General features: G+C 45.4%; 28 protein-coding genes and 1 riboswitch. Of the genes, 19 read left to right on the top strand and 9 right to left on the bottom strand.

Annotated elements, in window-relative coordinates:
• Nucleotides 1-16: 16 nt before the first annotated feature.
• A complete protein-coding gene (locus L3V45_RS12100; RefSeq protein WP_003153081.1) occupies nt 17-1318 on the bottom strand; it encodes a hemolysin family protein in 1302 nt (433 codons plus the stop codon).
• A gap of 145 nt (nt 1319-1463) precedes the next feature.
• Here L3V45_RS12100 and L3V45_RS12095 point away from each other — a divergent pair, with 145 nt between their 5' ends.
• From L3V45_RS12095 to L3V45_RS12055, 9 genes are all read left to right on the top strand, one after another.
• Nucleotides 1464-2414, top strand: a complete 951-nt coding sequence (locus L3V45_RS12095) for a magnesium transporter CorA family protein (RefSeq protein WP_003153082.1) — start codon at nt 1464-1466, stop codon at nt 2412-2414.
• 198 nt (nt 2415-2612) lie between these two features.
• A complete protein-coding gene (gene comGA / locus L3V45_RS12090) occupies nt 2613-3683 on the top strand; it encodes a competence type IV pilus ATPase ComGA (protein WP_003153083.1) in 1071 nt (356 codons plus the stop codon).
• A complete protein-coding gene (comGB, locus tag L3V45_RS12085) occupies nt 3670-4707 on the top strand; it encodes a competence type IV pilus assembly protein ComGB (RefSeq protein WP_063174751.1) in 1038 nt (345 codons plus the stop codon). The genes comGA and comGB overlap by 14 nt, the downstream gene beginning before the upstream one ends.
• A gap of 4 nt (nt 4708-4711) precedes the next feature.
• Nucleotides 4712-5020, top strand: coding sequence for a competence type IV pilus major pilin ComGC (comGC, locus tag L3V45_RS12080; protein WP_003153087.1), 309 nt, complete (start codon nt 4712-4714; stop codon nt 5018-5020).
• Nucleotides 5010-5447: a competence type IV pilus minor pilin ComGD gene (gene comGD / locus L3V45_RS12075; protein WP_003153088.1), complete on the top strand. Its 438-nt coding sequence runs from the start codon at nt 5010-5012 to the stop codon at nt 5445-5447. Before comGC ends, comGD begins: the two co-directional genes overlap by 11 nt.
• A complete protein-coding gene (gene comGE, locus L3V45_RS12070; RefSeq protein ID WP_003153089.1) occupies nt 5431-5745 on the top strand; it encodes a competence type IV pilus minor pilin ComGE in 315 nt (104 codons plus the stop codon). The genes comGD and comGE overlap by 17 nt, the downstream gene beginning before the upstream one ends.
• 13 nt (nt 5746-5758) lie before the next feature.
• Nucleotides 5759-6154: a competence type IV pilus minor pilin ComGF gene (comGF, locus tag L3V45_RS12065; RefSeq protein WP_003153090.1), complete on the top strand. Its 396-nt coding sequence runs from the start codon at nt 5759-5761 to the stop codon at nt 6152-6154.
• Nucleotides 6155-6532 (top strand): competence type IV pilus minor pilin ComGG, encoded by a 378-nt coding sequence (gene comGG, locus L3V45_RS12060; RefSeq protein WP_003153092.1) that lies wholly within the window; start codon nt 6155-6157, stop codon nt 6530-6532. It abuts the gene before it with no gap.
• 56 nt (nt 6533-6588) lie between these two features.
• Nucleotides 6589-6768, top strand: coding sequence for a YqzE family protein (locus L3V45_RS12055; RefSeq protein ID WP_003153093.1), 180 nt, complete (start codon nt 6589-6591; stop codon nt 6766-6768).
• 39 nt (nt 6769-6807) lie between these two features.
• On the opposite strand, the gene L3V45_RS12050 is transcribed toward L3V45_RS12055, so the two are convergent.
• Entirely contained in the window at nt 6808-7137 is a 330-nt protein-coding gene (locus L3V45_RS12050; protein ID WP_003153097.1) for a DUF3889 domain-containing protein, read from the bottom strand.
• 258 nt (nt 7138-7395) lie between these two features.
• On the opposite strand from L3V45_RS12050, the gene tapA reads away from it, so the two are divergent.
• From tapA to tasA, 3 genes are all read left to right on the top strand, one after another.
• Nucleotides 7396-8067: an amyloid fiber anchoring/assembly protein TapA gene (gene tapA / locus L3V45_RS12045; protein ID WP_234949395.1), complete on the top strand. Its 672-nt coding sequence runs from the start codon at nt 7396-7398 to the stop codon at nt 8065-8067.
• Nucleotides 8039-8623, top strand: a complete 585-nt coding sequence (gene sipW / locus L3V45_RS12040) for a signal peptidase I SipW (RefSeq protein WP_012117977.1) — start codon at nt 8039-8041, stop codon at nt 8621-8623. The genes tapA and sipW overlap by 29 nt, the downstream gene beginning before the upstream one ends.
• A 63-nt stretch (nt 8624-8686) precedes the next feature.
• Nucleotides 8687-9472, top strand: coding sequence for a biofilm matrix protein TasA (gene tasA, locus L3V45_RS12035; protein WP_236837015.1), 786 nt, complete (start codon nt 8687-8689; stop codon nt 9470-9472).
• Between the two features lie 47 nt (nt 9473-9519).
• On the opposite strand, the gene sinR is transcribed toward tasA, so the two are convergent.
• From sinR to L3V45_RS12015, 4 genes are all read right to left on the bottom strand, one after another.
• The gene (gene sinR, locus L3V45_RS12030) at nt 9520-9855 is read right to left on the bottom strand and encodes a transcriptional regulator SinR (protein ID WP_003153104.1); all 336 of its coding nucleotides are present in this window, start codon (nt 9853-9855) and stop codon (nt 9520-9522) included.
• Between the two features lie 33 nt (nt 9856-9888).
• Nucleotides 9889-10062 carry an anti-repressor SinI gene (sinI, locus tag L3V45_RS12025; protein WP_003153105.1) on the bottom strand — a complete coding sequence of 58 codons (174 nt, stop codon included), beginning with the start codon at nt 10060-10062 and terminating at the stop codon, nt 9889-9891.
• Nucleotides 10063-10238: 176 nt separating this feature from the next.
• Entirely contained in the window at nt 10239-11033 is a 795-nt protein-coding gene (locus tag L3V45_RS12020; RefSeq protein WP_014305407.1) for a YqhG family protein, read from the bottom strand.
• Nucleotides 11034-11050: 17 nt separating this feature from the next.
• Nucleotides 11051-12721: a DEAD/DEAH box helicase gene (locus L3V45_RS12015; RefSeq protein ID WP_003153107.1), complete on the bottom strand. Its 1671-nt coding sequence runs from the start codon at nt 12719-12721 to the stop codon at nt 11051-11053.
• A gap of 144 nt (nt 12722-12865) precedes the next feature.
• A riboswitch (glycine riboswitch) is annotated at nt 12866-12966 on the top strand.
• Nucleotides 12967-13144: 178 nt separating this feature from the next.
• Here L3V45_RS12015 and gcvT point away from each other — a divergent pair.
• The 3 genes from gcvT to gcvPB are packed head-to-tail and all read left to right on the top strand — an operon-like array spanning nt 13145 to nt 17074.
• Nucleotides 13145-14245, top strand: a complete 1101-nt coding sequence (gcvT, locus tag L3V45_RS12010; protein WP_095315606.1) for a glycine cleavage system aminomethyltransferase GcvT — start codon at nt 13145-13147, stop codon at nt 14243-14245.
• Nucleotides 14246-14259: 14 nt separating this feature from the next.
• Entirely contained in the window at nt 14260-15606 is a 1347-nt protein-coding gene (gcvPA, locus tag L3V45_RS12005; protein WP_057080486.1) for an aminomethyl-transferring glycine dehydrogenase subunit GcvPA, read from the top strand.
• Entirely contained in the window at nt 15599-17074 is a 1476-nt protein-coding gene (gene gcvPB / locus L3V45_RS12000) for an aminomethyl-transferring glycine dehydrogenase subunit GcvPB (RefSeq protein ID WP_057080487.1), read from the top strand. The genes gcvPA and gcvPB overlap by 8 nt, the downstream gene beginning before the upstream one ends.
• Before the next feature lie 52 nt (nt 17075-17126).
• On the opposite strand, the gene L3V45_RS11995 is transcribed toward gcvPB, so the two are convergent.
• On the bottom strand, nt 17127-17507 hold the full coding sequence (locus L3V45_RS11995) for a rhodanese-like domain-containing protein (protein WP_007408335.1): 381 nt from the start codon (nt 17505-17507) through the stop codon (nt 17127-17129).
• Nucleotides 17508-17700: 193 nt separating this feature from the next.
• Between L3V45_RS11995 and L3V45_RS11990 the strand changes: the two genes are divergently transcribed.
• The 3 genes from L3V45_RS11990 (at nt 17701) to L3V45_RS11980 (ending at nt 20055) form a co-directional block, all read left to right on the top strand.
• Entirely contained in the window at nt 17701-18537 is an 837-nt protein-coding gene (locus tag L3V45_RS11990) for a lipoate--protein ligase family protein (RefSeq protein ID WP_003153114.1), read from the top strand.
• A gap of 99 nt (nt 18538-18636) precedes the next feature.
• The gene (gene mntR, locus L3V45_RS11985) at nt 18637-19065 is read left to right on the top strand and encodes a transcriptional regulator MntR (RefSeq protein ID WP_003153116.1); all 429 of its coding nucleotides are present in this window, start codon (nt 18637-18639) and stop codon (nt 19063-19065) included.
• Between the two features lie 114 nt (nt 19066-19179).
• Entirely contained in the window at nt 19180-20055 is an 876-nt protein-coding gene (locus L3V45_RS11980) for a patatin-like phospholipase family protein (RefSeq protein ID WP_003153118.1), read from the top strand.
• Here the strand turns inward: L3V45_RS11980 and L3V45_RS11975 are convergent.
• Together L3V45_RS11975 and L3V45_RS11970 are read right to left on the bottom strand one after the other, a co-directional pair.
• Nucleotides 20052-20447, bottom strand: coding sequence for an SA1362 family protein (locus L3V45_RS11975; protein ID WP_003153119.1), 396 nt, complete (start codon nt 20445-20447; stop codon nt 20052-20054). The two genes, L3V45_RS11980 and L3V45_RS11975, sit on opposite strands and share 4 nt — an antisense overlap.
• Nucleotides 20448-20481: 34 nt before the next feature.
• Nucleotides 20482-21438 carry a DUF1385 domain-containing protein gene (locus tag L3V45_RS11970; protein WP_003153120.1) on the bottom strand — a complete coding sequence of 319 codons (957 nt, stop codon included), beginning with the start codon at nt 21436-21438 and terminating at the stop codon, nt 20482-20484.
• A 221-nt stretch (nt 21439-21659) separates the two neighbouring features.
• On the opposite strand from L3V45_RS11970, the gene L3V45_RS11965 reads away from it, so the two are divergent.
• Entirely contained in the window at nt 21660-22190 is a 531-nt protein-coding gene (locus L3V45_RS11965; RefSeq protein WP_003153121.1) for a YqhR family membrane protein, read from the top strand.
• Nucleotides 22191-22285: the final 95 nt, after the last annotated feature.

Here is a 22285-nt window from a genome sequence, read left to right as displayed (position 1 = left end):
GGGATTTCTCCCTCAGCTATTCAGCTTTGTCAGCTTCAATCGTCATGATATGATGGCTGTCGATTTCTTTTACCGTAAATGTGTAGCCTTCAAAATCAATGGTGCTCCCGGGCTTCGCGTCAATATGCTGAGTAAGAAACCAGCCCCCCAGTGTATCGACTTGATCAGCCGTAATCTCTGTTCCGAGTAAATCATTGACGTCACTGATCAGCAATTTGGCGTTCAGGAGATAGCGGTTCTTCCCAAGCTTTTGAACGGAAGGTATTTCGTCTGTATCAAATTCGTCGCGGATTTCGCCGACGATCTCTTCAATGATATCTTCCGCCGTTACTAACCCCGCGGTTCCGCCGTATTCATCAATGAGAATGGCCATATGGGCGTGTTCCCGCTGCATTTTAACGAACAATTGATAAATCGGAATCGTCTCAATCACATGGATCGCCGGCTGAATGTAAGGGCTGAGTTCGTGTTTTGTAAACGCCGCTCCTTCTGACAGGAATCTGAATAAAACTTCTTTTATATTGATGATGCCGACTACATGATCTTTATCTCCTTTTACGACGGGATACCGGGTATATTTATTTGTTTTGATAATGTCCCGGAGCATATGTCCCGATCCGCTGTCTAACGGCAGGCTCACCATTTCATTCCGGGGCACCATAATTTCTTTGGCAGTGCGCTTATCAAATGTGAAAATGTTATTTACGTAATGCAGCTCACTTTTTTTGATCATGCCGCTTCGATAGCTTTCGGCAAGGAGCACCCGCAATTCCTCTTCCGTATAAGCCATTTCATGTTCGGAAGCAGGCTTTAAGCCGAACAGGGCGGTAATCAGGCGGGCGGAATGATTGAGCAGCCAGATGAACGGAAACATTAACTTATAAAACAAAATCATCGGTCTGGCAGACAAAAGTGTAATCCGCTCGGCTTTTTGGATAGCAAAACTTTTCGGGGCGAGTTCGCCGATGACGACATTCACATATGTAACCAGCAGAAAGGCGATGATCAATGACAGTACTTGGGCAACCGCTTCGTGAACTCCGGTCTTTAAAAATAACGGCTGAAGCATTGCTTTGACTGTCGGTTCACCCAGCCAGCCGATCCCCAAAGCGGTGACGGTGATGCCCAATTGGCACGCCGATAAATATTCATCGAGGTGTGTAATGACATGCTTGGCTGCTTTTGCTCCTTTTACATCTTCCTCAATGAGCTGATTAATACGGGAGCGCCTTGCTTTAACGATTGAAAACTCTATGGCGACAAAACATGCCGTTAATAATATAAATAGTACGATGGCGGATAGTTTGATGATATACAATGTAACGCCTTCCGCGAAGGAAGGCTTGCACCTCCCTTTTTTCGGAATAATACCACTGTAGAAAGCTGCTCAAACATCGAACCTGGTTTAGCCCGCCTCATTTACGGTAATAAAACAAGAAAGCGATACTGGAGGATGACAAGAGATGAAGGTACATTCGGGTGCGGACTGGCTGTGGTACCAGCTCGGTCCGCATGAAAAAACGGAAGCGAAAAAAATGATCCATCACAATCACTGGCCGCAATGCGAAAAGTGGTTTGAACATGAAAATCATATAAACTTTCTGCGCTCAGATACAAATGATCAGAATAATGAAGCGGTTTTCGGATCTTTAATCTATCATCAAGGATTAGATGATGAAAAAAACCATACCGTATTTCACTTTTATATTACGAGAGACTTCTTTTTTACGATTAATTTTGATTTTTCGCTGCTGCGCGGTGTAAAAGAAAAGCATGCCACACAGCAGATTCAAACCTGTGAAAATCCGATTGAAGGCTTTTTTGTTCTGCTGGGAGAGCTGATGAATTCCTATCTGATCGGACTGGATGAATTTGAAGTCAAGCAGCGGACGCTGAAATGGCAGATTCATGATGACAACAGCAAAGGAATCTTGGAAAATGTGCATAAACTGCGCCATGAGCTGTTCATTTGGAAAGGCCTTACACTGGGGGCTAAAAAAGTGGAAATGGCTTTAAAAGAAGCGTTTCTTCCGAAAAATGACAGGCAGAAAGATTACCTCAGAGCTCATCATAAGATGGAAAGAGGGATTACATATATCAATGAGTTTGATCAGGAACTGAGCAATCTGCTGCACGCCGAGGAAGTCATTACCTCCCAAAGAGGAAATGAAATTGTGAAAGCCTTGACGATCTTTACAACTCTCTTTACACCGATGACGGCGCTTGGAGCTCTCTGGGGGATGAACTTTGATAACATGCCGGAGCTTCATTGGAAATATGCGTATATCTGTTCCATCGTGCTCATTATTGTATCAACCCTGCTGATTTATATTTATCTGCGGCAGAAAGGCTGGACAGGGGACATTTTGAGGGAGCATCAAAAAAAATATTTGCGGAAAGAAAAGAAACGCTAAGAAGAGCAGGCATACGCCTGCTTTTTTGATGGCTGATGGCTGAAAATGGCCGAATGGTTCCGGATTTCATTCAGTAAATCAATGTCAGGGGGCTTATTTTTTATTTTTTTGCGTTTTACACAGTGTAAAACGCATAATCTCTCCTTTGTTGGCTTTTGTGTATCTGATTTACAATACGTGCGGAAGGAGGGAAGTCTTGTGAAAAATATTGAAACATACAGCAGGAACATCATAAACGAGGCCTATACGGCAAGGGCTTCAGATATACACATTGTGCCGAGAGAAAAGGATGCTTTCATTCATTTTCGCATCGGCCATGCTCTTGTGAAAAAAAGAGTCTTAAAAAAAGAGGAATGCGTAAGGCTTATTTCTCATTTCAAGTTTTTATCGGCCATGGATATAGGAGAAAGACGTAAGCCGCAAAACGGGTCATTGTCTCTGCCGCTTCCGACGGAAACCGTTCATTTGAGAATGTCAACCTTGCCGACAATGAATGATGAAAGTCTTGTCATCAGGCTTTTGCCTAAGCGGCAGATTCCCCCTCTGGATAAACTGTCCTTATTTCGGGGGGCGGGCGCCGCACTATTGTCCTTTCTGAAGCATTCACACGGCCTGCTTCTGTTTACCGGCCCGACCGGCTCTGGAAAAACGACCACTCTTTACTCGCTTGTCAACTATGCAAAACGGCATTTCAACCGGCGGATTGTCACGCTTGAAGACCCCGTAGAAACAAGAGATGAGGATGTGTTGCAAGTTCAGGTGAATGAAAAAGCCGGAGTCACATATTCCGCCGGTTTAAAAGCGATTTTAAGACATGATCCCGATATGATCATCTTAGGGGAAATCAGAGATGCCGAAACGGCTGAAATCGCAGTCCGCGCGGCCATGACGGGACACCTCGTTCTTTCAAGCCTGCATACAAGAGATGCTAAGGGCGCCATATACAGGCTGCTGGAGTTTGGGGTGAACATGACAGAAATTGAACAAACCGTCATTGCCATTGCCGCTCAGCGTCTGGTTGATTTAACATGTCCGTTCTGCAAAGAGGAAAACTGTTCCGTGTACTGCCGGATGTACAGGCAGACCCGCCGTGCGGGCATTTATGAACTGCTCTACGGGAAAAACCTCACCCAATGCTTTCAGGAAGCAAAGGGAGAGCACGCCAATTTTCAATATCAGACGCTCCGCAGGCTGATCAGAAAAGGAATCGCGCTCGGCTATGTCACAACCGACAATTACGATCGGTGGGTGTATCATGAAGCGGATTAAACGAACCTGGCCGTTGAAGGATCAAGCGGCTTTTTTGAAAAGGCTCGGTGAAATGACGGAAAAAGGATACAGTCTGATTGAAGGGCTCAGACTGCTGAAACTCCAGCTGCATAAACGTCAGCTTGCAGAGCTGACGGACGGAATCCGCCGGCTGAGGGAAGGTGATGCGTTTTACGAAGTGCTTGAGGCACTGTCTTTTCATAAAGAAGCCGTCTCTATCTGCTATTTCGCAGAGAAACACGGAGAATTGCCGGGGGCGATGAAACAAAGCGGCGAATTATTACAGAGAAAGCTCATGCAGACGAATCAAATCAAAAAAATGCTCCGGTATCCGATGTTTTTAATTTCTTCCGTCTGTGTCATGTTTTATATCCTGCAAAGTTTAATTATTCCGCAGTTTTCTGGGATTTATCAATCAATGAATATGAATACATCCGGTGCGACTGCTTTCATCTTTGCATTTTTTCGGCATTTTCATGAAGCCTGCGCACTGGCGCTGTCCGCCGCTTTCTGCTTGTTTTTGTACGTTTGGTTCTTATGTAAGAAAAAATCCCCGCAAGATAAAATGCTCATTGTTGTGAAAATACCCCTCTTGGGAAAAGCGGCCGTTCTTTTTAACAGCTACTTTTTCTCTTTACAGCTCAGCAGTCTTCTGAAATCCGGCCTTTCTATCTATGACAGCTTAACAGCTTTTAAAGAACAATCTTTTCTGCCTTTTTATCGTGAAGAAGCAGAGATGCTCATTACACGTCTGAAAGCCGGAGAAACCATAGAATCCGCTCTTTCCGGGCATCCGTGTTATGAAAAAGATCTTGCGGCTGCAGTCAGCCACGGACAGGCAAACGGCCTGCTTCACCGCGAACTTTATACGTACAGCCAGTTTATGATGGAGCGTCTTGAACAAAACGCGGCGAAGTATACCGGCATTCTCCAGCCTGTCATTTACGGTGTTGTGGCCGGTATGATTTTAATTGTCTACATGTCAATGCTGATGCCGATGTACCAGATGATGAACCAAATGTAAGGGAGTGCTTCGTCTGAAAAATCAAGATGGATTTACTTTAATTGAAATGCTGATCGTTTTATTTATCGTTTCCATTCTGCTTTTAATCACCATTCCTAACGTTACAAAACATAATCAAAGCATTCAGCATAAAGGCTGTGAAGGACTGCAGAATATGGTGAAAGCCCAAGTGACGGCGTACGAAATCGACCATGAAGGTAAAATGCCGGATATGAACGATTTACAATCAGAGGGGTATATCAAAAAGAATACAGCCTGCCCGAATGGTAAACAGATCTTAATTAGTGGCGGAGAAGTTACAGTTGAACAATAACAGGCGGACAGAAAACGGGTTTACCCTTCTTGAAAGCCTGATTGTGTTAAGCCTGGCGTCCGTCCTGCTGACGGTTTTGTTCACGACGGTTCCGCCGGTCTGCACCCACCTTGCCGTGCGGCAAAAAACAGAACAGCTTCAAAAAGATATTCAGCTTGCGCAGGAAACGGCTATCGCAGAACATAAAAGAACAAAAATCACTTTTCTTCCAAGAGAGCATAAATACAAACTGCAGTCAGCCGGAAGGATTGTCGAGCGTTCTTTTGATTCGCTTCACATTACACTTGTGACTTTACCGGAGAGCCTTGAATTTAACGAAAAAGGCCATCCGAATTCGGGAGGAAAGATTCGATTGAAGAGCGCCGGGTTCACCTATGAGATCACAGTTTACTTAGGGAGCGGAAATGTCCATGCTAAACGGAAATAAAGGGTTCTCTACTATTGAAACACTATCAGCAATGGCCATTTGGCTGTTCCTTATGACGTCTATCATTCCGGTCTGGACAGGCATGCTGACAGATGGTCTGAAAATAGAAGATCGCCAGGAAGCGTATCAGCTTCTTCAGAAACATATCAGCACTTATATGATGACCGGAAAAAAGCCGCCGTCTCCCGGTGTGAAGTGGAAGGGGGATGGTGAGTATTACAAAGTGTGTGCGGCTGACCGCGGCGAAAAAGAAATGTGCCTCAGCATTCTCAAAACAGACTGGCTTTACGCTTCTTAATGTTTTGTTCTCCTTGGCAGTCTGTCTTTTCCTATCAGGCACCCTGGGCCCGATTTTACATCTGTTTTTATCAAACCGGACCGATAACGGCGGATTAGACAGCCGGGAGCATCAAATTGCCGTTCAGCAGATCATGAACGAATGTAAACAGGCTGAGACTGTGAAGCCGGCGGACGGCGGATTGGCGTTAGCATGCCGGAAAACAGGGGGCGAAGAAGTGCGTTTTGAAATTTATCATAAGATGATAAGGAAAAGAGTAAACGGAAAAGGCCACGTGCCGATCCTGCAAAACGCGGCATCATTAACGGCTGATGTGAAAAACGGCCTGCTCTTATTAGAGATCTCAAGCGTTACAGGTAAAAAGAATCAGGCGGTCATTCCGGTTTACAGCTCTTTAAAAGGTGATTAAATGTACAAATCTGACGGTTTTATCTATCCCGCGGTTCTGTTTGTTTCTGCCGCAGTTTTACTTGTCATCAGCTATACTTCATCTGATTTCATCACCCGAAAAACATTTGCGAAAGAGGCCGGGGAGTACTGGATCGGAGAGAATCTGCTCCAAAACGGCGCGCTGCTGTCAAGCCGCCATATGACACAGGGACAAAAGGTCCAAACTGGTACACAGCGTTTTCCGTACGGAACTGTTTCCTTCCGCATCACCGGGAGTAATCGCCGGGAAACGGTTCAGGTTACAATTCAGGCCGAAACAGTGTCAGGCACGAGACGGGAGGCTCACCTTTTGTTCGATCAGAAGAAGAAACAGCTGATTCAATGGACGGAAGTATAAAAAAGAGGCGGCGGGACAACACTTCATAGTAAAGACAGCACTATGAGGTGAGAGCCGTGAAAACAAATGATTATGTAAAATATATGACTGAGCAATTCGTTAAATATTTCGATACGCCGAAACAGGAACGGAGAGAGCGAAAAGAAGTGCGGAAAGAAAAGAAAGTGCCGGCTTCTCAGCACTGGTTCGGAATATTGCCGTACAGTTTTAAGCTGTGGATGCAGCGGAAAAAATAAAGCGAATCACACGAAAGGTCCTCCTGTATCAGGAGGGCCTTATTGGTATTCCTCAATGACGGCAATTTTATTTACCTTTTGGCTGTAGGGATTAAAAGAAATCGTAACAAACACACCAAATTCTTTTGCGCCATCCCGCAATGTCAAGTGGTATTGTTTGACTGCTTCGTCCGTTCTTTTCCGGTCCCACACCTTTTGAATAAATAACGTTTGGGCGAGCGGATATCTTTTTTTAGCTTCTTTTTCTGCTAACTTTTCCCATTTTGATTTATGGTGAACAGCATAATAAGGCACCGTTTCCGCCTGAGCTGTTCCTGAAACCCCGAAAACAAGAAGAGAAAGGCAAATCAGACTTTGTGTGATCATCATTCTTCGTCCTTTCGCTGTATATACTTTCCATTTTGTGCTAGGCACCTCGTTATTTTCTCACGTTTTATTAGAAAAAATTCCAAAAAGGTGTGTAATTTGAAGCAAAACGATGTTTTTGAAAGATACCATTCTCAAAAACGAACAAATTGACCGATTTTGACATTTTTCAAGACGATAATCCTTGATTATACTTTGTTCATGAAGTTCTTTAAAAAGAACGATTGTCATATTTATTAACAGTTTTACAGGGGGTAAGGCATGTTCCGATTGTTGCGAATGGAAAAAAAGGGCAAGGTGAGATGGCGGATGATGCTATTTTTACGGCTTTCGTTCATTTTTTGCCTGTCCGTGACGATATGTGCTCAGTTCACAGGTGATACAAGTTCCTCCTTCAATGATGTGAAAAGCTTCAGTCTCCTGGTTCAAACGTGCGGAGATTTTCAATATACGGATGACGATTGCCGTTATGACGAACGCTGGGATCAGAGTGATTTACATATAACAAATCAAACTGATACGTCAGGCACCGTGTGTGCGCCGCTTCAACTCTATGCCGAGCTGGAGAATAAGGGAAAAGAGCGGACTGTTTCTGACTGGAAATGGGAGCTCCATAAAATCGCTTCTCAGCAGCAGCCTTTACGAAACGGCAATGTTGTGGATAAAGGGCTTATTACTGATAAAAAAAGCAAAACGATTTATAAAATTGAGTCAAAGCGGTCTTTGCAGCCGGGCATATACGCATTCAAGATTTACAAGCCTGAAGGGTATCCGGCGGACGAAGAACAATTTGAGTGGTCAAAACCGATGAAACTCGTCAAATGCCGGGAACAGGCAACCGTTTCCGATCTGAAGAAAACGGAGAAAGAGCCGGCTGAGCCGGTAAAAGAAAGCGGGGAAGAACATGAAAAAAACGCTGAAACTGATCAGTAATATTTTGTATGCCGTCATCTTCAGCCTGATTATTGTGCTGACGTTAACGGTGATTTCGACCCGGGCTTCCGGGGGTGAGCCGGCCATCTTCGGCTATACGCTGAAATCCGTGCTGTCGGGTTCAATGGACCCGGAATTTAAGACGGGTTCGCTCATAGCGGTAAAGAAAATTTCTGACGTGAATGACTTAAAAAAAGGGGATGTGATCACCTTTACGCAAGATGACGGAACAGCCGTCACACACAGAATAATCGGGATCACAAAAAAGGACGGGAACCTGCTGTTTGAGACAAAAGGGGACCATAATGCCGCCCCGGATGCCGCCCCCGTTCAAGCTGAAAAAGTGGCGGCCCAGTATACGGGATATCAGCTTCCGTATGCGGGATATGTCATACATTTGGCAAGCCAGCCGATCGGAACGGCGATTCTGTTAATCGTTCCCGGCGTCATGCTTTTGATTTACTCAATAACAGTCATCGTCAGCGCCCTCCGCGATATTGAGCGGAAAACGAAAGCGCTGGAAGAACATGCGAAAAAGGGAACCATCTCCACATGAATACGGTTGCAACCTGGCGACAGGATTTGATAACAAAAAATAAAAAGTAAGGGGAGTACAAACATGGGTATGAAAAAGAAATTAAGCTTGGGCGTTGCCTCTGCCGCACTCGGTTTAGCATTAGTAGGAGGAGGCACATGGGCCGCATTTAATGATGTGAAGTCGACGGACGCTACATTTGCGTCAGGAACACTTGATTTATCGGCTAAAGAACAATCAGCCAATGTCAATTTGTCAAACTTAAAACCAGGTGATAAATTGACGAAAGATTTTGAATTCAGAAACAACGGTTCACTTGCCATTAAAGAAGTGCTGATGGCTTTGAATTTTACTGACTTTAAAGGAGCAAAGAAAGGCAATGAATCTGCGGAGGATTTCCTCAGCCAGTTTGAAATTACGGTTCTGACAGTCGGTAAAGAAGGGGGCAACGGCTATCCTAAAAATATCATTTTAAAGGCGGCCAGCCTGAAAGACTTATACTTAATGTCAACAAAGCAGGATAAAGCAGCTGCCGAAGCGATCAGCAAGCACATTGATCCGAAATTCCTGAGCGAGAGCGGAAAAGTCAATGTGGCAACCATTAACGGCAAAACAGCTCCTGAGTACGACGGAGTTCCGAAAACGCCTGCTGATTATGACCAGGTGAGAATGGAAATCCAATTTAAAAATGACACCGCAAAAACTGCGGACGGATTAAATGTGCAAAACAAGTTCCAAGGCAATGCGATTTCTCTTCAATTCTCTTTTGAAGCCACGCAATGGAACGGCTTGACCATTAAGAAAGATCATACGGATAAAGACGGTTACGTCAAGGAAAATGAAAAGGCTCACAGTGAGGATAAAAACTAATCCGAAAGTCGGACAGTTAAAAGAGGAGTTGTGCACATATGGCGGCACTACTCCTCTTTTTGCGCTTTTCTCCATTTTTGATAATCTAAAAATTCACGAAATTGTTTTTTTGATACCCCGGATGTCATCGCATCGCGAACTAATTTCTCCCATTCACTATCTAATTGACCATCGTATTCGGTTTCATGTTTTTCATCAAGTAAAGTATGAACCGAGACGTCCAGAACAGCGGAGACTTTTTCGAGAAATTGAATGGAGGGGTTCGTCTGTAAATTTCGTTCTATTGAGCTTAAATAAGACTTCGCTACCCCAGCTTTTTCAGCTAGTTCTGATAGTGAGTAGCCTTTTTCTTTTCGGTATTGTTTAATACGCTGGCCAATCAATGTCATCACCTTCCTTGTGATATTATAGCACATTCAGAAAGGATTTACGGTATGACTTCTGGCTGCCTGGATATGTTGAGAAGACTTTTTATGCGAAAGCAGGTATTTGCGTATTTCTTCTAGGCTGATATTTGCTTTTTGGGCTTCTAATATCAGCTCAACCCATTCCTTATCTAATTGCGAAAATTCCATTTTTGCATTTTTCATGCATTTTCTCCTCCTAAAATACTTGTTTATGTATTTCAGCCAATCCGCCCATGACCTTATCTTTACATGTCTGGAAGTGATTCATCGCATGCGAAACGCCAGAAATTTTTTCTATATACTTTTATTATAATATAGAATTTCCAGAAAAAACGGGAAAGGTGTCGAATGGATAACGCTTATCCAGAAAAATTACTTTGCAGGAAAAATAAACCGCCGTTTTCGATCTGAATGTGAATTTTCGGCTGATATAAGGCTTTCAGCGCTTGTTTTTCCAAATGGTATTCCTCAGGTTTTTCTTCTGTCTGCTCATAAAACTGATCGAGCAGCCTGAGGTCCTTTTTCCATCTGGCGATCGCGCTGTCAGCCCAGTCTGACGGCTCTTTGGCGGCAGCGTCTTTTAAGTAATGCTCCATCCTTTTAATCCCGCTTTCCGGCTTAATCATCGGCGATATGGTAAAGCAATAGTCTGATATTTGCGAGGTCAGCGGAAGCGGTGCAAGCTTCTGCTGAAACCCTTCTATAATTGTTCCAGAAACAAGATGCAGTCCTAAAGACAAAAGTCTGTCTTTTTTCATGTCGGATTGGTATGAAATCACTACATTTAATCCAAGCCAGGGCTGAAGCGGCACTCTGGCTCCGGCTGATACAATTTTCTCATATATTCTTGTAAATCTCCCATTTTGTTTAACTGCTTGAAAGATTTGAAAGAGGCGCGGGGCTCCAAAGTAAATAAACTCGCCGTCCATATCCTCTGGAGCCGTTTCTTTATCAGTGATGAACGTAATCTTCATCGGGTTCGGTTCGCCGCCCGTTTTTTCACGCCAATGCCAATAAAACGGACGGTTCATAATTTGTTTGTCCATCTCGACCGTCAACTGAACCGTCATAAAACCCGGCCCGTGTTCTGTAATCGGGCAGTGGTTCGCTTCAAAAAAGCGCAGTAAAAATTGGTGAACCTCCTGCTGTCTCATGTCGCGCTTCCTCCTTTTTAAGAGCCTTTTTTTCTGGCGGGTTTTTCCGTACCATACGACAGAAAAGAGGTAAGATTGTCCATTTTGATTCTCATTTCCTCCTCTGTCAGCGAATGGCATAAAATATCATGCAAATGGTCTTCAAAATTGCTCACTTTGATTTTTGTTAAAATGTCATCTAATTCTCCGACGACATTTTCAAATAAATGAATTTTGTCATACAGAAGTTTTAAGATATGCTCTTCCACCGTATGTTTTGTCGCCATATTGTAGATATGGACATCTCTTTCCTGACCGAGTCTGTGAATCCTTCCGATTCTTTGTTCAAGCCGCATGGGGTTCCACGGGAGGTCATAATTGATAATATGGTTGCAGAATTGCAGGTTGATCCCTTCGCCTCCGGCTTCTGTAGCGATCAGCACCTGCACTTTGCCGCGGAAGAGATCCTTCATCCAGTCTTTTTTTCCGCGTTTAAATCCGCCTCTGAACGGAACGGAGCTTATGCCGTTCTGCTGAAGGAACCATTGCAGGTAAATCTGTGTCGCCCTGTATTCAGTAAAAATAATGACTTTATCATTAATCTTTTGGATCAAGTCAACAACTTGAATCGCTTTTGAGTTTTGCGTGACTTGATTGATGCGGTCCATTAAATTAGCGATCGTCTGTTCATCGAATGCGGGCGCTTGTTTGTCTTTTTGGTCAAGCATTTTTTTGAGCGTCATATACACGGCTTCTCTGCTTGAACAGCACTCTCTTTGCAGCGTCATAATGGAAAATGCGCTGGCGGGCTTTTCCGTGCCGTTTTTCAGTGCGGCAATGTCATCGTAAAGCGCCTGTTCCGTCGGTGAAAAGGTGATCGGCACTGTTTCCACGTGGCGCTTCGTCCATGTAAGGCCGGTGTCGCTCCGCGTGTTGCGGATCATCACCTTATTGACGAGTTCTTTCAAATGCTCATGAGCGTCAATCCCGTCCTTCTGATTGAAGGTTTCTTGAAATCCGCTTTCATTTCCTAAATGGCCGGGCTTTAACAGTGACACTAAATTGAAGATTTCTTCGATCCGGTTTTGAATCGGCGTCGCCGTCAGAAGCAGGCAGTATTTCTTCACAAGACTTCTCGCAAATTCATAATTTTTCGTTTTGCTGTTTTTGAGCTTGTGCGCCTCGTCAATAATGACGAGATCATACGGAATAGAAAGGACAATGTCTTTGTGAGGGGAGCGTTTGGCCGTATCAATAGAAGAAACGACGATATCGCACTGTTCCCACACATAGCTTTTCTTCTGTTCAACAGCGGGTATTAAAAACTTCTCCTGAAGCTCTTTCACCCACTGGGAAACGAGTGATGCCGGCACAAGAATCAGGATTTTTTTGGCCAGCCCGCGAATCATATATTCTTTTAAAATCAGGCCCGCTTCCACCGTTTTTCCGAGCCCCACTTCATCAGCCAAAATCGCCTTGCCGTTCATTTTTTCAACGACTTTCTGCGCGACCTCAAGCTGATGGGGAAGCGGAGTGAAATCGGGCAGGTATAAAGGAGCTCTCAACCCTTCAAATTCAGGAATGGCAAGGGTCTGCTGGACTTCAGCCGACAGTTTGTACAGCTCCCAATTTGACCAGGGACCGTCCGTTTTCAGCCGCTCAGAAAACTCTCCCGGCCAGTTTGCATCAAATATGATCTCTGCTGTCATATGTAACAAAACCGCCTTTCTTTTAAAAAACTGATTTATCATAATTTTTGTTGCCGGACGTAAATGAGGGTGGTAGGATATAAGTAATGATTTCACTAAAAGATATTGCTTTAGTATGTCCATAAAATTGGTAAATATGAGCGAATGACAGCAAGGGGAGAGACTCGGACGAAAGATGGGCGTCCGGGCGCCGAAGGAGCAAACTGCGGAGTGAATCTCTCAGGCAAAAGAACTCTTGCTCGACGCAACTCTGGAGAGTGTCTGCACTTAGAAGAAGCAGGCCACCAAAGGGGACGTCTTTATGATATGTTCATAAAGTAAACTTTCAGGTGCCGGGACAGAGAAACCTTCATTTTCATGAGGTGTTTCTCTGTCCTTTTTTATATGTTTTTACAATGCGCCAATGACTGAAGGGGGAAGATGATGCTGAAACGAACACTGCTTTATGACGTGTATAAAGAATACGGCGGAAAAACGATTGATTTTGGAGGATGGGAGCTGCCGGTTCAATTTTCTTCTATTAAAGAGGAGCATGAAGCCGTCCGCACAAAAGCGGGCCTGTTTGATGTGTCTCATATGGGGGAAGTTGAAGTATCCGGTAAAGACGCCCTGTCTTTTCTGCAAAAAATGATGACAAATGACGTTGCCGATTTAAAGCCGGGAAACGCGCTTTATACCGCCATGTGTTATCCTGACGGCGGTACGGTCGATGATTTGCTGATCTATCAGAAAAGCGAGAGCTGCTATCTGCTCGTGATAAACGCGTCTAATATTGAAAAAGACATCGCCTGGCTGACGGAACATGCGGAAGGCGACGTCACGCTGACGAATCAGTCTGACCGGATTTCACTGCTTGCCGTTCAGGGGCCGAATGCCCAGACGGTTCTTGCGAAGCTGACTGAATGTGATTTGTCCTCCTTAAAGCCGTTTACATTTATTGACGAGGCGGACGTTGCCGGATGCCAAGTCCTGCTTTCAAGAACGGGCTATACCGGTGAAGACGGGTTTGAGTTATATTGCCGCAATGAAGATGCGGTTCATCTATTTAAGGAGATACTTGCAGCGGGAGAGCATGAAGGCCTCGTTCCGTGCGGCCTCGGCGCCCGTGATACGCTGAGATTTGAAGCGAAGCTTGCTTTATACGGTCAGGAGTTAACGAAAGATATTACACCGATTGAAGCCGGAATCGGATTTGCCGTGAAACACAAGAAAGATTCCGATTTTTTCGGGAAATCTGTATTGCGTGAACAGAAAGAAAAAGGAGCCCCGCGAAAGCTGGTCGGACTTGAGATGATTGAAAAAGGGATTCCGAGACACGGGTACGCCGTGAAAAAAGACGGTGTTCCGATCGGGGAAGTCACGACAGGCACGCAATCTCCGACTTTAAAGAAAAATATCGGCCTTGCCTTAATCAAAACGGAATTCAGTGAAGTCGGAACGGAAGTAGAAGTGGAAATCCGTAAAAAAACGGTAAGAGCGAAGATTGTCCGCACACCGTTTTATAAACGTCCAAAACAGAGCTGAAAAAGGAGAGTCATATGAAGCATCGATATTTGCCCGCGACAGAACAGGATAAAAAAGAAATGCTGAAAGCCATCGGCGCAGAAACAATTGATGAACTGTTTGCCGATATTCCGGAAGATGTGAGGTTTCAAAAAGACTACCAAATTAAAAAAGCAAAATCTGAAACGGAGCTGACGAGAGAGCTGACAAAGCTTGCGGCGAAAAATAAGGACGCTGTTACATATGCGTCTTTTCTGGGCGCAGGAGTGTACGATCACTACCAGCCGGTCATCGTCGATCATGTGATATCCCGATCAGAGTTTTACACGGCATATACGCCTTACCAGCCTGAAATCTCACAAGGGGAGCTGCAGGCGATTTTTGAATTTCAAACGATGATCTGTGAATTAACGGGAATGGATATCGCAAACTCCTCTATGTACGACGGGGGAACGGCGCTTGCGGAAGCGGCGATGCTTGCGTCGGGACATACGAAAAAGAAAAAAATCGTCATTTCCGCAGCCGTTCATCCGGAATCACGGGATGTTTTGAAAACATACGCAAAGGGCCAATATATTGAGGTTGTAGAGGTGCCCGCGAAAAACGGCGTCACAGATCTTGAAGCATTGGAACATGCCGTTTGTGATGAGACGGCCGCCGTGATCGTTCAGTATCCGAACTTCTTCGGACAAATCGAGCCGTTAAAGGACATTGAGCCGCTCGCACATAAAGGAAACAGCCAGCTGATTGTTTCTTCAAACCCGCTCGCGCTCGGTATTTTGACACCGCCCGGGACATACGGAGCTGATATTGTCGTCGGAGACGCGCAGCCTTTCGGCATACCTGCGGCGTTCGGCGGCCCGCACTGCGGCTATTTTGCAGTAACGAAAAAACTGATGAGAAAGGTGCCGGGCCGGCTTGTCGGCCAAACGGAGGATGAAAACGGGCGAAGAGGTTTTGTTCTCACCCTTCAGGCGCGCGAGCAGCATATCAGAAGAGATAAAGCCACGTCTAACATTTGTTCAAATCAGGCGCTGAATGCTTTAGCGGCTTCAGTCGCGATGACGGCGCTCGGAAAAAACGGCGTCAAAGACATGGCCCGCCAAAATATATTGAAAGCTGATTACGCGAGACGCCAAGCGGAAAAAGCCGGCTTGCACGTAGCTTTTGACGGCCCGATATTTAATGAATTTGCCGTCAGGCTGAATCTTCCCGTTAAGGAAGCAAACCGGCGGCTCCTGCAAGACGGCATCATCGGCGGATATGACTTAGGTCTTGCGTATCCGGAACTGGATCAGCATATGCTGATTGCCGTCACAGAGCTGAGAACGAAAGAAGAGATCGATTCGCTTATTGCGGGATTGGGGGATCAACATGAATAATCAAGATCAGGCGCTTATTTTTGAAATGTCCCGCAAAGGGCGTGTCGGTTACAGCCTTCCGGAGCTTGATGTGCCGGAAACAGAGCTTGAAAGCCTTCTTCCCGGTGACTATATCCGCGATGAAGACGCAAAGCTGCCGGAAGTATCAGAGCTCGATATTATGCGGCATTATACCGCTCTTTCCAAGAGGAACCACGGAGTTGATTCAGGCTTTTATCCGCTCGGCTCCTGTACGATGAAATACAATCCGAAATTAAATGAAAAGATTGCCCGGTTCGCAGGTTTTTCCGCTATTCATCCGCTTCAGGACGAGGACACGGTTCAGGGGGCGCTTGAGCTTTTATACGATTTAAGCGGACACTTGGAGGAGATTACGGGCATGGACGAGGTGACGCTGCAGCCTGCGGCGGGCGCTCACGGCGAATGGACCGGCCTGATGATGATCCGCGCCTACCACGAAGCGCGGGGAGACTTCGGACGGACGAAGGTGATTGTCCCTGATTCAGCCCACGGTACGAATCCGGCATCCGCCACGGTCGCCGGTTTTGAAACGATTACCGTTAAGTCAAATGAGCACGGGCTGGTTGACATTGAAGATTTGAAAAGAGCGGTAAACGAAGAAACAGCGGCGCTGATGCTGACGAATCCGAACACCCTCGGGTTATTTGAAGAAAACATTACGGAAATGGCTGAAATCGTCCATCAGGCCGGCGGAAAGCTTTATTATGACGGAGCGAATTTAAATGCCGTTTTAAGTAAAGCAAGACCGGGAGATATGGGATTTGACGTCGTTCACCTTAATCTGCATAAAACATTTACCGGGCCGCACGGCGGGGGAGGACCGGGCTCAGGGCCGGTCGGAGTGAAAAAAGAATTCATTCCGTATCTGCCGAAACCCGTTCTCACGAAAAAAGAGGGCCGTTTGACTTTTGACTATGACCGGCCGCAGTCGATCGGGCGCGTAAAACCTTATTACGGCAACTTCGGCATTAATGTCAGAGCCTACACGTATATCCGTTCCATGGGGCCTGACGGCTTAAAAGCTGTGACCGAAAACGCGGTTTTAAATGCAAATTATATGATGAGAAGACTCGCGCCTTATTATGATCTCCCGTTTGACCGTCATTGCAAGCATGAATTTGTGTTATCGGGAAGAAGGCAGAAAAAGCTCGGCGTAAGAACGCTTGATATTGCCAAACGGCTTTTGGATTTCGGCTATCATCCGCCGACTGTGTATTTTCCTCTCAATGTTGAAGAAAGCATCATGATCGAACCGACGGAAACGGAATCGAAGGAAACGCTTGATGCGTTTATAGATGCCATGATTCAAATTGCGCGGGAAGCGGAGGAATCGCCTGAAATCGTTCAGGAGGCGCCGCATACAACAGTTGTCAAAAGAATGGATGAAACCAAGGCGGCAAGAAAGCCGGTTTTAAAATACGAACGTACACCTGACGTCAGCCGCTGACACGGTATAAAAAAAGAGCTTCCGTATAAAACGGACAGCTCTTTTTTCATGATTAGTTTTTTGCTTTAATTTTTCCGCCCCATTTTTTAAATCCGCCTTTCAGGTTGTAAATATCTTTGCAGCCGTGTTTGCGGAGCGTCTGTGCCGCGCGTCCGCTGCGGACATTGTTTTGGCAGTACAGATAAACGGGTTTATCAGGACGGATTTCACTTTTGCGCTGTTTCAGCTGTGACAGCGGAATGTTGCGCGCGCCGAGAATATGGCCGCCTTCAAATTCATTCGGTTCACGGACGTCAATCAGCTGCGCTTTTCTGTAGCCCGCGCGGAATTCCTCTTCCGTAAGTGTTTTCATTAAACGCTGTTGGTAAAAGTACGAAACGATCATATAAACGATAAACGCCGCAACAATAATTAAAGCAATCATATTAGACAATGCAATTCTACTCCTTTAGCTTATAAAATCAAAACCCTGCTTCCTGAAAACAAGGCTTACCGGACGTTTTGGGACAAATACTATTATAGTAAAGCATGAAGCGATTGTCATCCTTAATGAAACGAAATATTTTTCATTTTCAAGGCAGTTTGTTAAACTGGTTTTATTAAAACGATAAAGAAGGGTTCAGTGTATGGAAAAAGAAACATGGCGGTTTATTGACTCAGGGAATGAAAGCCCGGCATTTAACATGGCGCTGGATGAAGCGCTTTTATATTGGCACAGCCAAAAAAAAATTCCTCCGGTGATCCGTTTTTACGGCTGGAATCCGGCAACTTTGTCTGTCGGGTATTTTCAAAATATTAAGAAGGAAATTAACTTTGACGCAGTACATAAACACGGCCTCGGGTTTGTCAGAAGACCGACAGGCGGACGGGGTGTTCTGCATGATAAAGAATTGACATACAGCGTAATCGTTTCAGAGGATCACCCGGAAATGCCGGCCACGGTGACAGAGGCGTACCGGGTGATTTCAGAAGGTATTCTGCAGGGATTCAGAAACCTTGGACTTGATGCCTGCTTTGCGATTCCGCGAACGGAGAAAGAAAAAGAAAGCTTGAAAAATCCGCGCTCGTCCGTCTGCTTTGATGCCCCTTCGTGGTATGAGCTGGTCGTCGAAGGACGGAAAGTTGCCGGAAGCGCACAGACACGCCAAAAAGGCGTCATTCTTCAGCACGGTTCCATCCTGCTTGACATTGATGAGGATAAGCTGTTTGATCTGTTTTTATATCCGAGCGACAGAGTCCGTGAGCGCATGCAGCGGAATTTCAAAAACAAAGCGGTAGCCATCAACGCCTTAGCGCCGAAACGGGTAACGATGGATGAGGCCAGAATCGCTTTTAAAGCTGGTTTTGAGGAAGGGCTGAACATTCATCTTGAGCCTTATACACTCACGTCTGAAGAGCTTGCATTTGTCAATGAGCTGGCTGAGACGAAATACGCGTCTGATGAATGGAATTATAAGCGCTGATAAGGCTTGACAGACCGGAAGCATCCTTGTTTTTTCATGACCGTTAGTGTAAACTTGTAATGGTTTATAAAGTTAAGGTGCTTTTTGGGAGGGTTACTTATGACAACACCAAGTATGGAAGATTATATTGAACAGATTTATATGCTGATAGAAGAAAAAGGATATGCACGGGTTTCTGATATCGCGGAAGCTTTGGCAGTCCACCCCTCCTCTGTAACGAAAATGGTTCAAAAACTAGATAAAGACGAGTATTTGATTTATGAAAAATATCGCGGGCTCGTATTGACGTCAAAAGGTAAAAAGATCGGCAAACGGCTCGTATACAGACACGAATTGCTTGAGCAGTTTTTAAGAATCATTGGTGTTGATGAAGAGAAGATTTACAATGATGTTGAAGGAATCGAACATCATCTGAGCTGGAACAGCATTGACCGCATCGGCGACCTCGTTCAGTATTTTGAAGATGACGAAAGCCGGAAAAAAGAATTGAAATCCGTACAGAAAAAAACCGAAAATTCCGGTGAATAAAGGGCAGCCCGAAATGGGGCGCCCTTTTTTTAATGTCTTCATTCTTTGGTCTATTTCGCCCAGCCGTTTCTTAAAATAATAATACACCTTGAGATGGAAGGGAGAGGGCGCGCTATGCAGATTGACGGCGTATTTTCGGGCGGGGGGATAAAAGGGGTGGCGCTTGCCGGCGCTTATGAAGCGCTGGAAGAAAAGGGCTTTCGCTTTGAAAGGCTCGCCGGAACAAGCGCCGGCGCGATTATTGCCGCATTTATCGCTGCGGGCTATACGAGCAGAGAGGTTCATTCCATCATAGATGAGGTGGACGGAAGGCAATTGCTTGATCAGAGATACTCATTTCTCCCGCTGAAAATCCTGCAGTGGGTGTCGATATATTGGCGCCTCGGACTATACAGAGGCGATATGCTGGAAAAGTGGATTGCGGATAAATTAAAAGCGAAGGGCATCATCGCGTTCGGCGATTTGAAAAAAGGCTCGCTCCGTCTCATCGCTTCAGATCTGACGAACGGAACGATGATCGTGCTTCCTGACGATCTTCCCCGCTACGGATTAAATCCGGAGATGTTCCCGGTTGCCAGAGCCGTCAGAATGAGCTGCAGCATTCCTTATTTTTTTGAACCGATAAAACTGAAGACCGAAAAAGGCACCTCAACGGTCGTTGACGGCGGCGTGTTAAGCAATTTCCCGATTTGGCTGTATTCAAAAGAACGCAAACGGCCGGTCATCGGAATTTCGCTTTCGCCCAACGAAAAAGAGCGCCCGAAAAAATCAATCCGCAACGCTTTTGAGCTGTTCGGGGCTTTGTTTGAAACGATGAAAGACGCTCATGATGCCAGGCATATCGCGACAAAGTACGAACAGAATATTATTTTTATTCCAGTGGAACATGTGATGGCGACGGAGTTTCATCTCACACCGCAAAAAAAACTAGCTCTCATTGAGCTAGGAAAAAGCAGAACAGAGCAATTTTTGAAGCAATGGAGCTATTAAAAAAGCGCTCTGTTTTTCTTTTTATTCTTTTTGCCTTCTATGACGGTAAGCTGGGTCTGGCTTTTTTTCTTAAGAATCATCGGCTTCGGTCTGCTGCTGCTCGGCACGCTCCGCAAATGGCTGACCCGGCCTCTGTGTCCGGCGCGGTGCTTCGCTTTTTGCTCCTTCATTCGGAGCCGCGATTGTCTGGCCGCTTTTTTGAAAGCGGTTCCGTCACGGCCGGTGCGTCGGTTCAGGACCGTCCTCACGATAAAATAAATAATAATGCCTGCGATAATAACGGTGATTGCTCTTGAAATCATCTGCCCGGGGTTGGTTACCGCCGCATAAATGAAACCGAATGCGCCAAGCGCTATCAATACAGCAAAAAAAGGTTGTACACGATGATTCATAACTGCCCACCTCCAAAATAATAACGGTAACGGTTCAGATTACGTTGTGAGACGGCTTTTCGCTCTGTTCTGAAATGTCTTCCAGTCTGAGAAGCTCGTTAAAGCTTTCTATGGCAACCTCGACCTGGTCATCCGCCGGTTCCTTTGTCGTTAAAAGCTGCAGCCACAGGCCGGGATAACCGAGCACTTTCAAAACGGGGATATTCCGTACTCTGTTCGTCAGCTGGAGCACTTCAAAGGAGATGCCGAGAACGACCGGTATAAGCGCAATCCTGTCTAAAATCCGCACCCAAAGCGGATCTGTCGGAACGAGTAAATAGACGAACATGCCGACAATGATCGTAAATAAAATAAAGCTTGAACCGCAACGGTAATGAAGCCGTGACTGTTTCTGAACATTTTCTATTGTAATTGGCAAATTCTGTTCATAACAGTTTATGACCTTATGTTCGGCTCCATGATATTGAAACACTCTTTTAATTAACGGCGTCATTGATAAAAAATAAATGTATCCGAGAAGCAGAATCAGCTTAAACAGACTTTCGATTCCGATCTGCGCGGCGTCTGAGGAAAATACGGGCCTTACAAGCTCCGCTAAGAAGACCGGGACGAGCGTAAAAACGAATTTGCTGAACAAAAACGACAGAACGCCGATCACCGCCAGGCTGAAAAACATCGATAAGCCGGAACCCTTCTTATCTTCCTGCTCCAGCTTGGCGTCATCCTGAGGATCAAGCCCGTAACGTTCGCTGGAAAAGTTTAAATGCTTTGTGCCGTTGGCGCTCGCCTCAATGATGGCGACGATTCCCCGCAAAAAAGGAATCTTTTTTAAAGCCGAAAGCTTGGCGTTCGGCACTCTCGGAAGCTTGAAAAAATCAATGCTTCCGTCATTCCTGCGGATGGCGGTAACATAATTTTTTCTGCCGCCGAACATTACCCCTTCAACGACAGCCTGCCCGCCGTATGCAGGGGGCGTTTTTTGTTTGGACATTGTTTATCAACCTGCCTGTTTTCTTAGGATTTACTAACCATTTCCTTTCACTCTATTGTACAGGAAACCGCGGTAAACCTCTAGTTAGACAGCCGGAAAATCAATGCTTTTTCTACATGCAGTATACCCCGTTTCTTTAGATTTTACTCATTGAATGAAAATATGGCGCAGCTTTTTATGACTTTTCAATTTTTGGGCAGTCTATGACTGGAGGTGCCATGATGACAAGCGAAAAACATTCAGAACAGGAAGAAAAAAAGAAGCAGGATGATGATCAGCAGCCTGTTTCATTTACCGGCAGAATTTGCGGTATCGGATTTGCCGGCGGTGTATTTTGGAGTTTGATCGGCTATCTCGGGTATGTCTTTCATTTTTCAGAGATCAGCCCCAACATGATTCTTCAGCCGTTTATGATCGGAGAATGGAAAAAACAATGGCTGGGCACGATGGTCAGCATCGTTGTCATCGGATTCATTTCAATTGCCGGGGCGTTTATTTATTTCGTCTGCCTGAAGCGTTTTAAAACCATGTGGCCGGGGATGGTGTACGGCGTCATTTTATGGTGTGCGGTTTTTTTCTTATTCAATCCGATTTTCGAAGATGTGAAATCCGTCACTGAATTGAAATCAGATACAATCGTGACGACGCTTTGCCTTTACATTCTGTACGGTTTGTTTGTCGGCTACTCAATTTCCTTCAACTACAATGAACTTACGTCAGACAAGCTTGCAAGGGCGCTCGGCAACAAGTGAATAAGTGTATAATCCCTGTCCGGTATGGTAAAATGTTCACGAGAAGTGAACATTTTTTATGCTGAAAACCGGGCGGGGATGCTCCCGCGTTGTCA

It is taken from the genome of Bacillus sp. R45, assembly GCF_021729365.1.
Taxonomy (GTDB): domain Bacteria; phylum Bacillota; class Bacilli; order Bacillales; family Bacillaceae; genus Bacillus; species Bacillus velezensis.
This window is presented reverse-complemented; position numbering and strand designations above follow the sequence as displayed.

What these genes read in the sequence shown, in the direction of transcription:
- L3V45_RS12095 (WP_003153082.1), top strand. Translation starts at nt 1,464, where the DNA reads ATGAAGGTACATTCGGGTGCGGACTGGCTGTGGTACCAGCTCGGTCCG.
- comGB (WP_063174751.1), top strand. Translation starts at nt 3,670, where the DNA reads ATGAAGCGGATTAAACGAACCTGGCCGTTGAAGGATCAAGCGGCTTTT.
- comGE (WP_003153089.1), top strand. Translation starts at nt 5,431, where the DNA reads ATGCTAAACGGAAATAAAGGGTTCTCTACTATTGAAACACTATCAGCA.
- comGG (WP_003153092.1), top strand. Translation starts at nt 6,155, where the DNA reads ATGTACAAATCTGACGGTTTTATCTATCCCGCGGTTCTGTTTGTTTCT.
- L3V45_RS12050 (WP_003153097.1), bottom strand. Translation starts at nt 7,137, where the DNA reads ATGATGATCACACAAAGTCTGATTTGCCTTTCTCTTCTTGTTTTCGGG.
- tapA (WP_234949395.1), top strand. Translation starts at nt 7,396, where the DNA reads ATGTTCCGATTGTTGCGAATGGAAAAAAAGGGCAAGGTGAGATGGCGG.
- sipW (WP_012117977.1), top strand. Translation starts at nt 8,039, where the DNA reads ATGAAAAAAACGCTGAAACTGATCAGTAATATTTTGTATGCCGTCATC.
- tasA (WP_236837015.1), top strand. Translation starts at nt 8,687, where the DNA reads ATGGGTATGAAAAAGAAATTAAGCTTGGGCGTTGCCTCTGCCGCACTC.
- sinI (WP_003153105.1), bottom strand. Translation starts at nt 10,062, where the DNA reads ATGAAAAATGCAAAAATGGAATTTTCGCAATTAGATAAGGAATGGGTT.
- L3V45_RS12020 (WP_014305407.1), bottom strand. Translation starts at nt 11,033, where the DNA reads ATGAGACAGCAGGAGGTTCACCAATTTTTACTGCGCTTTTTTGAAGCG.
- L3V45_RS12015 (WP_003153107.1), bottom strand. Translation starts at nt 12,721, where the DNA reads ATGACAGCAGAGATCATATTTGATGCAAACTGGCCGGGAGAGTTTTCT.
- gcvT (WP_095315606.1), top strand. Translation starts at nt 13,145, where the DNA reads ATGCTGAAACGAACACTGCTTTATGACGTGTATAAAGAATACGGCGGA.
- gcvPA (WP_057080486.1), top strand. Translation starts at nt 14,260, where the DNA reads ATGAAGCATCGATATTTGCCCGCGACAGAACAGGATAAAAAAGAAATG.
- gcvPB (WP_057080487.1), top strand. Translation starts at nt 15,599, where the DNA reads ATGAATAATCAAGATCAGGCGCTTATTTTTGAAATGTCCCGCAAAGGG.
- L3V45_RS11990 (WP_003153114.1), top strand. Translation starts at nt 17,701, where the DNA reads ATGGAAAAAGAAACATGGCGGTTTATTGACTCAGGGAATGAAAGCCCG.
- mntR (WP_003153116.1), top strand. Translation starts at nt 18,637, where the DNA reads ATGACAACACCAAGTATGGAAGATTATATTGAACAGATTTATATGCTG.
- L3V45_RS11980 (WP_003153118.1), top strand. Translation starts at nt 19,180, where the DNA reads ATGCAGATTGACGGCGTATTTTCGGGCGGGGGGATAAAAGGGGTGGCG.
- L3V45_RS11975 (WP_003153119.1), bottom strand. Translation starts at nt 20,447, where the DNA reads ATGAATCATCGTGTACAACCTTTTTTTGCTGTATTGATAGCGCTTGGC.
- L3V45_RS11970 (WP_003153120.1), bottom strand. Translation starts at nt 21,438, where the DNA reads ATGTCCAAACAAAAAACGCCCCCTGCATACGGCGGGCAGGCTGTCGTT.
- L3V45_RS11965 (WP_003153121.1), top strand. Translation starts at nt 21,660, where the DNA reads ATGACAAGCGAAAAACATTCAGAACAGGAAGAAAAAAAGAAGCAGGAT.